This is a genomic window from Microcoleus sp. ARI1-B5 (assembly GCF_036705795.1).
Taxonomy (GTDB): Bacteria; Cyanobacteriota; Cyanobacteriia; order Cyanobacteriales; family Microcoleaceae; genus Microcoleus.
On sequence record NZ_JAUBVK010000003.1, the window covers coordinates 88,784 to 103,976 of the forward strand.

Annotated in this window: 14 protein-coding genes and 1 tRNA gene; 9 read left to right on the top strand and 6 right to left on the bottom strand. The window is 45.7% G+C overall.

Annotation, left to right across the window (positions count from 1 at the left end; genetic code table 11):
* Positions 1-53: 53 nt before the first annotated feature.
* The 6 genes from QUB63_RS05625 (at position 54) to QUB63_RS05650 (ending at position 6,210) form a co-directional block, all read left to right on the top strand.
* Positions 54-272 carry a hypothetical protein gene (locus tag QUB63_RS05625; RefSeq protein WP_332943825.1) on the top strand — a complete coding sequence of 73 codons (219 nt, stop codon included), beginning with the start codon at positions 54-56 and terminating at the stop codon, positions 270-272.
* Positions 273-546: 274 nt separating this feature from the next.
* Positions 547-729, top strand: a complete 183-nt coding sequence (locus QUB63_RS05630) for a hypothetical protein (protein WP_332943826.1) — start codon at positions 547-549, stop codon at positions 727-729.
* Positions 730-746: 17 nt separating this feature from the next.
* Positions 747-828: transfer RNA gene (locus tag QUB63_RS05635), tRNA-Leu, on the top strand.
* A gap of 205 nt (positions 829-1,033) precedes the next feature.
* Positions 1,034-4,414, top strand: coding sequence for a hypothetical protein (locus QUB63_RS05640; protein ID WP_332943827.1), 3,381 nt, complete (start codon positions 1,034-1,036; stop codon positions 4,412-4,414).
* A 592-nt stretch (positions 4,415-5,006) separates the two neighbouring features.
* Entirely contained in the window at positions 5,007-5,882 is an 876-nt protein-coding gene (locus QUB63_RS05645; protein WP_442922059.1) for a DMT family transporter, read from the top strand.
* A 139-nt stretch (positions 5,883-6,021) separates the two neighbouring features.
* Positions 6,022-6,210, top strand: coding sequence for a hypothetical protein (locus QUB63_RS05650; protein WP_332943829.1), 189 nt, complete (start codon positions 6,022-6,024; stop codon positions 6,208-6,210).
* 34 nt (positions 6,211-6,244) lie between these two features.
* Here QUB63_RS05650 and QUB63_RS05655 read toward each other — a convergent pair whose 3' ends face one another.
* The 5 genes from QUB63_RS05655 to QUB63_RS05675 all read right to left on the bottom strand — a co-directional run bounded on the left by QUB63_RS05655 (position 6,245) and on the right by QUB63_RS05675 (position 9,180).
* Complete coding sequence (locus tag QUB63_RS05655) at positions 6,245-6,673, bottom strand: heavy metal-responsive transcriptional regulator (RefSeq protein ID WP_332943830.1); 429 nt, start codon at positions 6,671-6,673, stop codon at positions 6,245-6,247.
* A 114-nt stretch (positions 6,674-6,787) separates the two neighbouring features.
* Positions 6,788-7,084 (bottom strand): hypothetical protein, encoded by a 297-nt coding sequence (locus QUB63_RS05660; protein ID WP_332943831.1) that lies wholly within the window; start codon positions 7,082-7,084, stop codon positions 6,788-6,790.
* Between the two features lie 40 nt (positions 7,085-7,124).
* The gene (locus QUB63_RS05665) at positions 7,125-8,351 is read right to left on the bottom strand and encodes an RNA-guided endonuclease InsQ/TnpB family protein (protein ID WP_332943832.1); all 1,227 of its coding nucleotides are present in this window, start codon (positions 8,349-8,351) and stop codon (positions 7,125-7,127) included.
* 201 nt (positions 8,352-8,552) lie between these two features.
* Positions 8,553-8,678: a hypothetical protein gene (locus tag QUB63_RS05670; protein ID WP_332943833.1), complete on the bottom strand. Its 126-nt coding sequence runs from the start codon at positions 8,676-8,678 to the stop codon at positions 8,553-8,555.
* Positions 8,679-9,009: 331 nt separating this feature from the next.
* Positions 9,010-9,180 (bottom strand): hypothetical protein, encoded by a 171-nt coding sequence (locus tag QUB63_RS05675; protein ID WP_194065476.1) that lies wholly within the window; start codon positions 9,178-9,180, stop codon positions 9,010-9,012.
* 167 nt (positions 9,181-9,347) lie between these two features.
* Between QUB63_RS05675 and QUB63_RS05680 the strand changes: the two genes are divergently transcribed.
* From QUB63_RS05680 to speA, 3 genes are all read left to right on the top strand, one after another.
* Positions 9,348-9,941 (top strand): DUF3611 family protein, encoded by a 594-nt coding sequence (locus QUB63_RS05680; RefSeq protein WP_332943834.1) that lies wholly within the window; start codon positions 9,348-9,350, stop codon positions 9,939-9,941.
* 211 nt (positions 9,942-10,152) lie between these two features.
* Positions 10,153-11,298 carry a helix-turn-helix domain-containing protein gene (locus tag QUB63_RS05685; RefSeq protein ID WP_332943835.1) on the top strand — a complete coding sequence of 382 codons (1,146 nt, stop codon included), beginning with the start codon at positions 10,153-10,155 and terminating at the stop codon, positions 11,296-11,298.
* 411 nt (positions 11,299-11,709) lie between these two features.
* Complete coding sequence (speA, locus tag QUB63_RS05690) at positions 11,710-13,719, top strand: biosynthetic arginine decarboxylase (protein WP_332943836.1); 2,010 nt, start codon at positions 11,710-11,712, stop codon at positions 13,717-13,719.
* 208 nt (positions 13,720-13,927) lie between these two features.
* Here the strand turns inward: speA and QUB63_RS05695 are convergent, their stop codons facing one another.
* Positions 13,928-15,094, bottom strand: coding sequence for an NDP-sugar synthase (locus QUB63_RS05695; protein ID WP_332943837.1), 1,167 nt, complete (start codon positions 15,092-15,094; stop codon positions 13,928-13,930).
* Between the last annotated feature and the right edge of the window lie 99 nt (positions 15,095-15,193).

Consider the following 15,193-nt stretch of genomic DNA (forward strand, 5'->3'; position numbering starts at 1 on the left):
CCAACCGCACTATTACTTTCATCTGCTTTTTTATGTAATAAAAACAGAAAAAGATGAGTAATCAGGCAAGCAATATACCTTCTTTGGATTTAGCTATGGTTCCAGGCACAGTTTATGTCCAAGATTGTGTCTCAAATCAGTTAAGTAAACTGTATACTCTTGATTTAGCCACAGGTAAAGCAACATTCATCGGTGAGATCATTACAGAAGTGTATGATATTGCCTTTGTTGATTCACAACTCTATGGCATCGATCGAGAACGGGCTCGATAAAATGCTCGTTGCTGCTGACTTCGCACCACTGAAAGAAGAGAAAGATGTTACGTTTTATTACGATAATAAAAATTATCTACCCTTCTAGATAGATTAATAGTCATCCCCGGATCTGTCAAACTGGCGACCAATTCTAGCAGATGCTGAGTTATCAGCACTAACGGAAATACCGTCATCAGCAACCTCGAGTATGATTTCTTAACAGTTTTGCCAAACAAGTCTAATAGCATATATCACATTAAGTGATTACCAAAAACTGAATGTAGATGCGTTTTTGGCGCAGGCGCGAGCCTACGACGACCTCAGCACCACTCAACTCGGAGATATGCTCAAACAAGCTCAGACGGCTCAGTTGTCCCATCCTGTACCAGTATTGCGCGCCCGAGAGATCGATCGCTGGGCAAGTTCAAAAAATTATGAATCTTTGCTTGCAAGAAATCGATCGGTGTGTTATTAGGGTGAAACCAACACAAAGGGCGGGTGGCGAAATTGGTAGACGCATCAGACTCAAAATCTGACACCGAAAGGTATGAGAGTTCGATTCTCTCCCCGCCCACTGCGAGGAAAGCTAGTGATGTCTTAATAAAGCGCTCTGTGCTAAATAGCCAAGCAGCTCCAAGTGCATCTCTCATCACTTTATCTCGCACTCGCTGGTGGCTGTCGTTGCTAGCCGAGTATTTTCCCAAAATCAGTTGAAATAACTGATGACCAACCGCACTGTTACTTTCATCTGCTTTTTTATGTAATAAAAACAGAAAAAGATGAGTAATCAGGCAAGCAATATACCTTCTTTGGATTTAGCTATGGTTCCAGGCACAGTTTATATCCAAGATTGTGTCTCAAATCAGTTAAGTAAACTGTATACTCTTGATTTAGCCACAGGTAAAGCAACATTCATCGGTGAGATCATTACAGAAGTGTATGATATTGCCTTTGTTGATTCACAACTCTATGGCATCGATCGAGAAGGCGGCACAACGCAGCTCGTAAAAATTGACATCAAAACGGGCGATACGATTGTCATTGGGGATACGGGCTTTGCTACAGCCGGCTTGGCTTATAATGCCCAACGTCAAACCCTTTATGCCAGCACAGCTAAACAACTGATTGCCCTCGATCTGAAAACAGGAAAAGGTACACCAGTAGCTACCGTAGCTAATAAAGACTACAACTGTGGTGAAGTTGCCTTTGATAGCAATGGCATAGCATATATCACATTAATTGGCTACCAAAAGAAGAAATTACTTGCTAGATGCAATCTCGATACTAGCGAAGTTAAAACTCTTGGTGATACCGGATTTCCTGGTATTGGCAGTATGGACTTTGTTGGCAATGTCCTTTATGGCGTTACCGGCAGATTTTTTAACTTGGGAAAAGACGGTCAATTAATCCGCATTAATACCCAGACAGGTAAAGGCACATTAGTGGCTCAAACCAAGCCTAGCGGTCGTTGGGCAGGAATTGCGGTTTATCAACCAGCAGCAGAAGCGATCGCAACCATCACTCCAAAAGTTAACACTGAAGCTACACAAGCGGCACAAACAACTACTACAACTAGGGAGGCAACTATGAAACTGTTAACAATTGATGCCAAAGCAAACTGTTACGTTATCAATACCGATCAGATGAATAACTTGCAACAAAATGTTGCTAAGTCTCTGACATTAGACAAAGGAACTTTTGACATCCAAATTACCAGTGGTAGCTACAGTTATAGTGCCGACACTACCGTCGGTGAGCCTTTTGTTTTTCTCTGGATTTATGGACTTGATGGCAGTACCTTTATCAACACGAATACAGGTGCCCAGACAGGTGCAACTTGGGCAACTTTAAACGGCTATAACGACAAATTGCAGTTAGATATCAAAGAAAAAGCTGTAGTCTGTGCTTTATTCTTTGATATCTATAGTGGTGATAATCAAGGACAAGTCACTGTTTCAATCACTGGCAATCAACAGAATCCCCAAACTTTAACCGTTGATAGCAAGGCAAACTGCTATCCGCTTGATAGCAATTCTCTCTCAAATCTTAAAAAAGCCAATGCTAATTCAATCGAGTTAGCCCCTGGGAACTATCGCGTCAAGATTCGGGAAAGCAATGCCACTTATGGAGCAGAAGCAAAAAATTTCCAATTAGAACCTTGGGCGTTACTCTTGATTCAAGGGGGAAAATTTATCTCCAAGTTGACAGGAAATGAAGTTAGCGAAAGTTGGTGTTCCTTAAATGGCTTCAAAGATGACGTTATTTTTGAAGTCAAACAAAAAACAACCATCTCCGGCTTCTTTTTTGATACATACATAGAGGATAACCAAGGGCAAGTTGTTTTAGAAATCAACAACATCAGTGATGAAGAAGTAGACCAAGAAAAGGCACAGTCATCATTACAACCTGGTACGGGCAGCAGCGAAAGCAGTGTTAGTGTAGTGGGTGGTGGTAGCACAACTAGCTCTGGTCGTATACCAGTTACCTCTGGTAGCACAACTAGCTCTAGTAGTACAGGAGTTACCTCTGGTAGCACAACTAGCTCTAGTAGTACAGGAGTTACCTCTGGTGGTGGTACAACTAGCTCTGGTGGTATATCAGTTACCACTGGTGGTACAACTAGCTCGGGGACTGAAAATATCAATATTGGCAGTGGATTTAACTTCAGTTTTGACCAAGCTCAGATGGAACAAATGTGGCAGCAAATGGCCTCCCAAATCAATACTTCCATCACAGTAACAGACGACCCGAACGAGAAAAAAGAAGCTTATTGGGATAATTTGGAAAAATGGCTGCTTAAAGGCTATCAAACTCAAGCTAAAGACTTAGGCATGAGGGTAGCACGGCTGGACTTTATGTTTAAGACTCTTACCCAACAAATGGAAGTTAGTTTTAATCAGAATTTCCACAATTGGTCGGCGTACTTCAACAAAACTCTCAACGACTTATTTATTTCCCGAGTTCCCCGCCTTGTTAGTGAGCAGGTGAATTTAAGAATCTCTGAACAAACCCAAGAGATTAAAAACTTAGTGCTGCAACAAATGCAAACCGAACTCAATGAGCGTATTGAGTCCGTCGTTAATCTCAAAGTTTCTAATCAGACTCAAGAAGTTAAGAACCTCGTAGTTCAGCAAATGCAAACTGAACTCGAGCAACGGATTGAGAATGTAGTTAACATCAAAATTGCCAATCAGTCTACAGAGATTAATACCCAGGTAATTAATCAAATGTCGGCTGATATTGATGAGCGCATTAGTAACTCCGTTAATGTCCAAATCGCCAATCAATCTCAAGAGATCACTAATCAGGTAATTCAGCAACTCCAACATAATATTGATCAGCGTGTTGAGAATGTGGTGAGCATCAAGATTTCCGATCAAACCCAGAATGTGAAGAATCTGGTGATTCAGCAGATGCAAACTTACATCGATCAACGCATCGATAATGTCGTGAACCTGAAAGTGTCTAATCTATCTCAAGATATTAACACTCAAATTGTTCAGCAAATTCAACACGACATCGATCAGCGGATTAATGCGGTAGTTAATCTCAAAATTGCTGACCAAAGCCAAAACATTAAAAATCTGGTCATTCAGCAGATTGAATCTAACATTGATGCTCGCATCAATACGGCTGTTAATCAATCTAGCACTAGCAACGTGCAGTTAGTGACTAATAATATTGTCAACGATCTTGACAATCGCATTAATGTTAGCTTGGATAACAAGATTCTCAACTTCCGTAATGATGTCTCTACTATCGTCAAAACTGAGCTGAACCAAAACTTCACGCAGAACCTCAAAAATACGATTTTTTCTGAATTGAGACAGCAACAATTCTACCTGGATATCAACTTGATCAAGTCAGAAGTTGAGAACTTCTACTCTAATCTTGCACAGTTTGAGAATCAGTTCTATTTACGCATTGAACAAGGGGACACTCAACTGTATAACTGGACGCTGGAACAACTTATTGCTCTCCAAGGTTGCTTAACAGATCGTCAGGCTTTAGGGGATATCTTTGAATCTTTTGCCAAGAGACTCAAAGACGAATTAGAGAATGCTGAATGCGTTCGTCCCGATCGTTTTGGTTCTTGGGTAAGAACAGATATGCGGTCACAATTTCAACCTACGCAATCTCCGGAATTACCACAAGGTTAATCAGTAGGTAGACATATATATTGGGTGTCCGAAGAAAGGAACGAAGCAATCCCAAACCGCAAGCGAATTGCTTCGTTCCTCTATTCGGACATGATGGTATTGATTTATGTTCACCTACTTAGCAAAGTGGTAGTTTTTTAGAATTAGGGTCGTGCATTAAAGAACTGTGGGGTAGGTAACCAAGTCGTTGCAAGTCTATCTCTCATCAGTTGATCTCGCCCTCGCTCGCCGGTGTCGTTCCTAGCCGACTATTTTCCCAAATCCAGTTGAAATAATTGATAACCAACCGCACTGTTACTTTCGTCTGCTCCCAAAGCTTAAGTAGGTAGGAGGGATTAAACAGAACTATGTAACAGTATGTAAACAGGGCTGACGAATGCTGCTTTCTTGGCACTTGGATAGTTTACATCGGTGAAATCGCCGCTTTAGGCATAGAGGTTATGCGTCTAGGAGGGTTAGCGCCCAAATTCGACTTAAAAGTCCCAAAACAATCCCAAATCCCCAATCGAAAATCCCCAATCGAAAATCGAAAATCGCACCCAAATCCCCAATCGAAAGTCTAAAATCGAAAATCGAAAATCGCATGACTTTTATCGGTGAACTCGCCGCTTTAGGCGCTGCATTTGTCTGGGCCCTATCTTCCACAATCTGGCAGCGAGTGGGACAGCAAATCCCCGCAGTGGTGCTAAACTTGCTCAAAGGCGCGATCGCCCTTTTCATGCTCCTTGGCACTGTACTAATTTTAGGCAGATCTTTACCATCCGTCAATCCCCATATTTTAGCAATGCTGCTCATCAGCGGCGCCCTAGGAATTGGCATCGGAGACACCGCTTTCTTTATCGTATTAAAATATTTAGGCGCGAGGCGAACGCTGCTTTTAGAAACCCTATCTCCCCCTTTAACAGCTTTATTTGGCTTAATATTTTTGCAAGAAAACTTATCGCCCATTGCTTGTACAGGCATTCTTTTAACAATCTGTGGGGTAGCTTGGGTAATTGCAGAACGAACAGCCGAAACAACCTTACCATCAAAACATCTTTGGCAAGGATTAGCCATTAGTTTATTAGGACAAACAAGCCACGCCGCCGGAGCAGTTTTATCCCGCGCCGCCTTCACTCAAATAGATATTGATCCGCTGTGGACAGCAGCCTTGCGTTTGAGCGGTGGCATCGCAGTCATGCTATGCTTCTTGAACCCAACAAACCTTGACACTTTCCAACAATTAAAAGCGCCTAAAATATTAGGTGCAATAATTCTAGCAGCTTTTTTAGGAACCTATCTCGGAATTTTCCTGCAACAGACTTCGCTGAAATATGCACCCGCAGGAATAGCTCAAGCACTCAGTTCTACCAGTCCCCTATTTATACTGCCTTTAGCGGTGCTGGCGGGCGAAAAAGTGAGCCTTCGGGCTGTTGTGGGCGTAGTGGCTGCGATCGCTGGCATCGCGCTATTATTGGGTTTGAGGTGATGCGATTTGAGACTTCATATCATATCTGAAAAAAACGATCGAACCGTCAATAATTCATACTCAAAAACATCTGCCTAAAAAATACTTGACATTCAAATTGTGGCCGTGTACTATAGAAGTAGTGCACATAAGTAAAAACATGAGACTAAAAAGTTGGGAGTCTCCCCGCAGCGAGGGCAGAAACTCCAAAGGCAAAGGCGGCTCGGCCAGAGCTCGACAGCTCAAAAAGCAACAGCAAACTCTCCGGAAACAGTTAAAAGCTCAGCACGATCGACTTTCGCGATCGACCAAACCACCAGCCAAACCATCAAGGGAAGGAAACCGATAATTCCTTCCCTTTTTTTGTATCTTTCTGTCGCTGCTCAATCCCGCTGAATATTCGGACAAATCGTGCCAGTAATGCGCTCGGGCTCCGGTTGCTCTTGCCAGCGGCTGAGAATGCCTTCCAACTCCTCCTTCAAAGTTTCTAACGCTGCAATTTGCCCGGAAATTGCTTCTACCTTCAAAGTTAGATGCTGCTTCGCTTCAGAGCAAGGCAACTCTCCCCGATCGCGAACTTGTAAAATATCCTTAATCTCCTGAAGGCTCAAACCGAGAGCCTGAGATCGTTTAATAAACGCCAGTCGGTTGAATACCGCGAACCCAAACAACCGATAACCAGCGGGCGAGCGCTCCACCGCAGGAGACAGCAAGCCCATCTCGTCATAGTAGCGAACAGTTTTCACCGACAAACCGCTACAAGCAGCTACGGAGCCAATTTTGTACAGTTTCTCGGCAACAGAAATATTCATAAACCAAGCCTCAAAAATCGAGGATCGAAAGACTTTTCTGGCCCTATTTTTTATTGCCTCAGATGCGGAAAGAGCGCGATCGCCACATCCCCAGAGTGCCATTGTCCGATAAAGTTAATAAGGAGGATTTTTCTTAGACACGTTGTTGAGCACCGGCAACTGAGGGCGAGAAGACACAGGAGGAAGATAATATTCGGGAGCAGGAGCGGGTTGTTCGGCTCCAGAGCGGTAAATTTGCCACCAGCGGAGGGCCAGCGCCACCCCAGCAGTACCCAGCCCAAACGCCAATAAAGAGCCGCTCGCACCGATGCTGCCGATCGCTGCATCGACAACGCCCACTGTCAAAACAAAGCTGGTAACTGGCTCTTTACGGTAAGCTGACTTCAAAAGTCGCGTCCACGAAGCATTCATGTGGTTTTACTCTGTTCTATATTTATCTACAATCTGTGAACTACCCGCCAGCAATCGGAGTACCGATCTGCTGGGGGCTTCCCAATTCAAGGGCAACAGCCGCCACATTAGTAGACTTACGCCCATACTGTTTTGGTCTTACATTGCCTCCAAGGGCAGTAACGCTGGTTCCCAACGTCAGTATCCGTAAGCCTTCATTTTTTACATTTAGGGCTGCATTAATATCTCGGTCATGCCGTTTCCCACAGTGGGGACAATTGAATTCGCGGACAGACAGAGCCATTTTTGGCAATGACAGTAACGTCTCAGAACAAAGATGCGACGACGGGAAAAATTGACCTACTTCTAAGTATAGTTTACCTTCCGCTTCTGCTTTGTACTTGAGCATAGTACAAAACATTCCCCATCCAGCATCGCTGATGGACTTCGCTAGGCAATGATTCTTTACCATGTTCTTTACTGCCAAATTTTCTACGACAATGATTTGGTTTTCATCGACTATCTTACGGGATAGTTTATGTCGGAAATCTTCCCGGACTCTAGCAATCTTGGCGTGGACTTTGGCAACAGCCAGTTTAGCCTTGCGTCGCGCCTTTGTTGTTTTATCTCGCTTGCGAGACAGATTCTTTTGCTTACGTTTTAAGTTGCGTTCATGTTTCTTAGTGTGACGAGGATTGTGGTATTTAGAGCCTTCAGATGTCACAACAAAGTCAAGTAATCCCAGGTCAATACCAATAGCTTTACCATCCTCGTTTACAACTGGTTTATTAACGCCATTATCCATCAAGAATGATGCGTAGTAACGACCATCAGGCATCTTATACACCGTAACAGTTTTCACAATACCCACCAATTCGCGATGAATTTTAGCTTTAACTACTCCAAGAGTACCAGGGAATTTAATCTCATTATCACCCAGAACTTTCACATTCTGCGGAAATTGAATCGATTGTTTGCCGTGACGTTTTTTGAAGGTTGGATATCCAGCGCGACCATCAAAGAAGTTGATAAACGCTTGAGACAGATTCAAGACTGAAGACTGAAGGCACTGAGAGTAACACTCTTTGAGCCATTCAAATTCAGTCTTCCAGACTGGGATCTGTTTCTTCATTGTGAAAGCAGAAATACCTTTTCCAGTCTCTTTGTAAGTCTGGGACATCGTAGCCAATGACTGATTCCATACCCAACGGACACAACCAAAAGCTTGCGCTAGATGGCTTTGTTGTTCCTTGCTGGGATAGATTCTGACTTTGACTGCTTTTAGCACGACTCTATTTATCACGTTGGTGAAACTATGATAGTACAGGCGCAAAGACTAGGCAAGGGCGAAGATTTGTTCGTCTCATCATGCACCCACAAGCCAAAATCTACGATTGTTGGCTTGTGGGTGAGTGGAATTCTCACCTTACACGCTTTTCATCCCACACTAAATCAAAGATTATCGCGCGAGGGATTCCCAGCGATCGAGCTAAAACTTAGAGTTGGCGGTGCGATCGGGATTTCTAGCTTTGAGACTAGCTTCACCTAAATTAATCTTCTCGCCTGTCGGGAATTGTACGGGAGCGAGGTCAAATTGCCAAGCTTGTCCAATCAAAATTTCACCCGAGATACAAATCCTTGCGCCAGCTCTTGCATTCTGTAAACCGATGTTTCTCGATCGACTTGTCGCTGGGCTTGTTTCTAACTAATATTCTAATCAATTCCCAAATTTGTCGCGGTCAGCAGGGTGACACCCGCTGCGGGGAAAGTCAAAACAAAGTGTGAGGCTGACCGCGCCCAAAAACGGATACCGTGCCACGTAAGCGAGCTTGGCTGGTCGATCCGCAAATTTTAGACTCTTGTTCAAGCTCCCAGACTCATCTGTGGACTAAATCTCAAATCTCAAATCTCAAATCTCAAATCGGCTGACCGCGCCATTGCTAAAATTAATTGAGACCTAACCAGGCCAGCAACCCCTGCCCTGTGACATACTCGATAATTAAAGTTAGGGAAAAACCGATCATCGCGGCTCGACCGTTAAGGCGTTCCGCGTAGCTGTTGAAGCCAAACTTTGGTTGTTCCAGTTTGGGAGTGACGGTGGGTTGTAGTTGTGTCATTGCTTTAGATACCTTGCGATCGACGCTATTGAGATGTGAAATCGAATGTTAGTTACAAATCTTAAACATTTCTGCTTCCATTATAAGGAAGGTTAACCGCCGTCAACCGTCCCCGAAGAGAAAAAACTGCGGCCAACTAAAGCCACTCAATTATATCCGCTCAAAATATGACTAATCAGTTAGATACCGATAAGCTTCCCGTGGCCGTACAGCGAGTTGCCTTTGCCCTTCGTACAGCAGGCTGGGTGTGCTTCTGGGTGCAGTCAGTGCTGGCGGTGGTAGCGGCGATCATTTTGCTCTTTGCCATCCCTTTCGCCATCCCCAGTGCTACTGCCGCTGCTGGCTCAACCAGTGCCGGCACCGGAGGCGGCGTATTTTTTGCCATTTGCGGGCTGGCAGTGCTCGGTTACAGCGTATATCGCGCTTGGAGCTTCACGCGCTTGTCTCGACAATTGCGATCGCCCGCAGCCAACGCTGTCCGCCCCAAAAAAGCAGACACTATTAAAGATGTGCAGTTGACACTGATGAGCAACTTATCAGGAATGCTGCTGACGCTGATCGGCGCCGAAGCCATCAGCGGCACGCTTTTAGCCAAATCTCTAGCTCAGCCGCAAGCTTTGTTCGGTGCCGCAGTCGATTTCAGCAGATTTATTCAGCCTTTAGACATATTTGTGGTACTAGCCAATACTCACGCCACTGTTGCCCACTTTGTCGGGATTATCGGTACTCTTTGGTTGCTCGATCGCATCCACAAGCAATAGAAAACTGGAATCGGTAATCGGTAATCGGTAATCGGTAATCATCGGTAATCGCCCACTCTCCCCCTCTCCCCCCTCCCCCACTCTCCCCCTCTCCCCCTCCCCACTCGGACACTCTCCCCCTCCCCCACTCTCCCCCAACCGACATCCGGAATGACTGCCAAGCTTTAGAAGAACGTACTCAGATACCTTCTAGCAAGAAAACATAAACATCATGGCACTGAAACCCGAGGCTTATTTTGGGGTGACAGATCACGCAACTATTGAAATTTCTCAAGAAAGTTTTCGTTCTGTCCTCGGTCAAATAGAAGCTGAACTCCTCTGTAGCGACACATACAGCCAAGCTCTAGCTAGCTTGCAAACGATGTTGGGCGACGCCGCCTCTGCTGCCGAAATTTTAATTAGAGCAGTTAGCAGAGAAGCCGTCAAGCTCGCATTCGATCGGTTTGGCAAACCAAACAAAACGGAAATGCAAGTCGCCCAAGAGACTTTCGCTGCTGCAAATGACGGCGCACCCTCTGTTAGAGAATTAGAGCCGCCAGTACCTGCTCCTGTTTTCTATTGGCGCAGCGCTACTTTAGAAGCGCCTCCCCAAACTGAGTCCGAGACTGAAAATTGCGATCGAGATACTAACACTTCAGAAGAAAGCTTCCCAGCGCCCCAAGACCAAATTCAAGTCGAGTCGGCTGCACCTGCAACTGTCATCGCCCCCGCAAAATCCTTCGCAGGATTCGGTTTTCTCCAGAAGCGTAAAAAACTCACCAAGGAAGAAGCAGCAGCCCTGGCTGTTCAACAGCGAGAAGAGTGTCTGCGGGAGTTGGGTAGAGAATTGCGCAAGGGGCGGCAAATTAGATCGCTATCCCTCCAGCAACTGCACAGTCAAACTCTCGTGCCGCTGCACCACATAGAAGCGATCGAAAATGGGGAAATCGAGAAACTGCCCCAAGACATTTACGTTAGAGGTTTTATCCGCAGGCTCGGCGACGCCTTGGGGCTAGACGGCACCGCGATGGCGAATGCTTTGCCCAAACCTGCTCCGAACCCAATAATTCCCAGCACGTATTTGTCTGTTTCCGACTCCGAGTCAGCCGAAGGCTTTCAAATGAGTCCGGTGCATTTGTACATCGGCTACACCGCTTTGATGGCTGGGGCTATAGGGGGTGTGGGTTGGCTGTCGCAGCAACCCGTGGTGCCCGGAGCAAATGCAGTACCTCAGCCGCAGGTGAAACCGCCTGCTTCGGTTGCACCGGCTCAGAAAAGCCAAGAAAAAGCACCTCAACCTGGTTTGAAGATTTCTAACAGTCACGGGGGCAGGATTGTGGGGGCTGACATGGCACCGCCGGAGGTGATTTTTGGTTAGGGTGCAATCCGCGATTGTTAGCGGTTGTCATTGCCAGGAACCAAGCAATCGCAGTATCTTTTTTTCACAGGGTTTTGCCGATCGGACTTTCTTCTCTGAACTGTATTGGGTTAGAGTGTATCGGGCGATCGATCGTCCGACAGCACTCGTGGCACAGGTAAACTCGGAAACGCAGTTTCCGAGTTCACCTAAATAGGAATACACAGCTTGAAAACATGAGTCGTCGAGAGGAATCGCGGTTTAGATTTTAGTTCAATCCCCCACCTCGATCCATCTGTAGAGTAAAATCTCAAATCGACCATGGAAAATCGCCCAGCCATGCACCCAAACTGCATTTTCAACTGCATCAGGAAACCGGATATCTGCGATAGACTATCTATTTGACCAGTCCTAAAAGAGGTTTCCGATAAGATGAGTTCCCCAGCCACCGCTGCTTTCTCCGATCTCGATCCGCTATCGCCTGTGCCACCAACAGTCACGAGTTTGGCTGCATCGCACAGTGCTTTGGTAGCCACTTCTCAACTGCCACAAAAATCTTGGACAATAGAAGATAGCGAGAAACTGTACCGCATTCAAGGTTGGGGCGAACCCTATTTTTCGATCAATGCCGCCGGCCACGTTACAGTGTCTCCCAAGGGCGATCGCGGCGGTTCCCTCGACTTGTGCGAACTGGTAGAATCCCTCAAACAGCGAAATTTGGCTTTGCCGCTGCTGATTCGATTTTCTGATATTTTGGAAGATCGGATCGATCGCCTAAATTCCTGTTTTGCCAGAGCGATCGCCCGCTACAATTACAAAAATGTCTATCGCGGTGTCTTTCCAGTCAAATGCAACCAGCACCGACAATTAATTCAAGACTTGGTGCGTTTCGGTCAACCCCATCACTTCGGACTGGAAGCCGGCTCGAAACCAGAATTAATGATCGCTTTGGCGACCTTGAAAACCCCAGGCGCGTTGTTAATTTGCAACGGTTACAAAGACCGGGAATACATAGAAACCGCAATTTTGGCGCAGCGGTTAGGGCAAACTTCGGTAATTGTGCTGGAGCAAATTGAGGAAGTAGAACTCGCAATCGCCGCGAGCATTGCATTAGGAATTAAACCGGTTTTGGGAGTGCGAGCCAAACTCACTACCAAAGGCGTTGGCCGCTGGGGAGGTTCCACGGGCGATCGGGCAAAATTTGGCTTGACAATTCCTGAAATTATCCGCGCCGTCGGCGAACTAGAAAAAGCTGGAATGCTCGACTGTTTGCAGTTACTGCACTTCCACATCGGCTCTCAAATTTCCTCAATTAGCGTCATCAAAGACGCCATTCGAGAAGCCAGCCACATTTATGTAGAATTAGCTAAATTGGGAGCTAATATGAACTACTTGGACGTAGGCGGCGGGCTCGGCGTTGACTACGACGGCTCTAAAACCAACTTCCACGCTTCCAAAAACTACAATATGCAAAACTACGCCAACGACGTAGTAGCGGGAGTGAAAGATGCCTGCGACGAGCGGAAAATTCCTGTACCAATTATCATTAGCGAAAGCGGGCGGGCGATCGCCTCTCACCAATCAGTCTTAGTTTTTGACGTACTCGGGACTAGCGATGTCCCCAGAGAAGTACCAGAACCAGTAGACGAAAACGCGCACCAAATTCCGCGCAATCTCTACGAAATTTACCAATCTATCAGTCCCGAAAATTACCAAGAAGTCTATCACGATGCTATCCAATTCAAGGAAGAAGCAGTCAGTTTATTTAACTTAGGCTATTTGGGAATTGCGGAACGAGCGAAAACCGAACAGTTGTACTGGGCTTGCTGCGATAAAATACAGGCGATCGCGCGGGAAAAAGACTACGTGTCGGACGATTTGGAAGACTTAGAAAAAGTGATGGCATCCATTTATTACATCAACTTATCTGTTTTCCAGTCAGTACCCGACAGTTGGGCAATTAACCAATTGTTCCCAATTATGCCAATTAACCGACTCGACGAAGAACCGACTCAGCGCGGTATTTTAGCCGATATCACCTGCGACAGCGATGGCAAAATCGACCAATTTATCGATTTGCGAGATGTCAAGTCGGTTTTGGAACTGCATACGATCGAACCTGGAGAACCTTACTATTTGGCGCTATTTTTGGGAGGTGCTTATCAAGAAATTATGGGCAACCTTCACAACTTATTCGGCGATGCAAATACAGTTCACATCCAGCTAACGCCTTCTGGTTATCATATCGAACACGTTGTGAAGGGAGACACGATGAAAGAAGTTCTCAGCTACGTACAGTACGATGCAGAAAGTTTGGTTGAAAGCATCCGCCGTCAGACAGAAGCAGCTTTGCAGCAAAATAAAATTACTCTTTCCGAGGCTCAACTTTTGCTGCAAAATTACGAGCGGAGTCTGGGCCAATATACTTATCTGCAATCTTAATTAGTCATTGGTCATTAGTCCTGCCGTCATTAGTCATTAGTTGAGAACTGATGACTAATGACTGATTAGGTTTGGTACACGCGGAGAAGCTTACCTTTACCAATTAGCAATTAGCAATTACCAATTAGCAATCACCAATTAGCAATTACCAATTACCGATTACCAATTACCAATTAGCAATTAGCAATCACCAATTAGCAATTACCAGTTATTCAGTAGCAGTGCTGAGAATGTCTGCGATCGCCCGCCGCTCTTCTCCCTGTACAGTTGGTAAAACTTGGCGAGCGTCAGTAATCAGCCAATCGAGAGCCGCCGCTTGCAAATCGATCGCCGCCCCGGTTTTGTCAACGCAGTAGCGCCCGAAGACCAATTTGTCAACTAAGCGCACTTCCGGCCCCAAACGGGAATATTCAAAAATCACGCTATTTTCCACAGTCGCCCCACTGCAAAGCCAACAATTTGGGCCGATCATTGTCGGGCCGACAATTTTTGCTCCGTCTTCAATGATTGTCATCCCGCCAATGTAAACAGGCCCGGTAATATCAACCTTGTCCCAGTTGACAGCTACATTCAAACCAACGTAAACGCCGGGGCGCACTTCAATTCCCGGAATCGAAACATTTTTAATTTCTCCCAACAGCACGCTCTGAATTGCCCGCCAATAGTCAGGAACTTTGCCGATATCCACCCACTCAAAGTCCATGCTAATTCCGTAAAAAGGCGCGCCTGCTTCTACTAACTTCGGGAATAATTGCGAACCGATATCGTACTCCGTATCAGAGGGAATGTAATTAAATATTTCCGGTTCAAAAATGTAAATACCGGTGTTGATGTCGGTACTCAGAGCTTCCTCTACAGAAGGTTTTTCTTGAAATGCTTTAATTCTGCCAGAATCGTCTGTTACCACAACTCCGTAACTGGGAACCTCATCGCGGGGGACAGATTTCATCACAATAGTAGCGATCGCCCCTTTTTCCCGATGCCACTTCACAGCAGCAGTCAAGTCCAAGTCAATCAAAGCGTCCCCGCACAGCACCACAAAAGTATCGTCAAAAAATGGCGAGAAGTCTTGAATTCGCCTCATACCGCCAGCCGAACCCACGGCTTCTCCAATCAGTTCTCCGTCCTCAATTCGCCCTTCAAAAGAATAGCCAATTTGTACCCCAAACTTTTGACCGTCGCGGAAGTAGTTTTCAATCACATCGGCCAGGTGGGAAACATTGACCATAATCTGGTCAAATCCGTGCTGGCGCAGCAATTCTACCAAAAACTCCATCACAGGCTTTTGCAGGATGGGAATCATCGGTTTGGGTATTGTCTGAGTAATGGGACGGACGCGAGTGCCTTTACCGGCCGCCAGAATCATCGCTTTCATTATTAACTTCCTCAACCCTCTGTTAATTGATATCAACTCAACAATTAGATGCTAGCGGTTGCGATCGCATCGATCGCAGCACAATCCTGACCCCGCCCA

Coding starts and splice junctions, on each gene's coding strand:
- QUB63_RS05660 (WP_332943831.1), bottom strand. CDS start 7,084: ATGAATGCTTCGTGGACGCGACTTTTGAAGTCAGCTTACCGTAAAGAG.
- QUB63_RS05650 (WP_332943829.1), top strand. CDS start 6,022: ATGAGACTAAAAAGTTGGGAGTCTCCCCGCAGCGAGGGCAGAAACTCC.
- QUB63_RS05685 (WP_332943835.1), top strand. CDS start 10,153: ATGGCACTGAAACCCGAGGCTTATTTTGGGGTGACAGATCACGCAACT.
- QUB63_RS05675 (WP_194065476.1), bottom strand. CDS start 9,180: ATGACACAACTACAACCCACCGTCACTCCCAAACTGGAACAACCAAAG.
- speA (WP_332943836.1), top strand. CDS start 11,710: ATGAGTTCCCCAGCCACCGCTGCTTTCTCCGATCTCGATCCGCTATCG.
- QUB63_RS05680 (WP_332943834.1), top strand. CDS start 9,348: ATGACTAATCAGTTAGATACCGATAAGCTTCCCGTGGCCGTACAGCGA.
- QUB63_RS05625 (WP_332943825.1), top strand. CDS start 54: ATGAGTAATCAGGCAAGCAATATACCTTCTTTGGATTTAGCTATGGTT.
- QUB63_RS05640 (WP_332943827.1), top strand. CDS start 1,034: ATGAGTAATCAGGCAAGCAATATACCTTCTTTGGATTTAGCTATGGTT.
- QUB63_RS05695 (WP_332943837.1), bottom strand. CDS start 15,094: ATGAAAGCGATGATTCTGGCGGCCGGTAAAGGCACTCGCGTCCGTCCC.
- QUB63_RS05655 (WP_332943830.1), bottom strand. CDS start 6,673: ATGAATATTTCTGTTGCCGAGAAACTGTACAAAATTGGCTCCGTAGCT.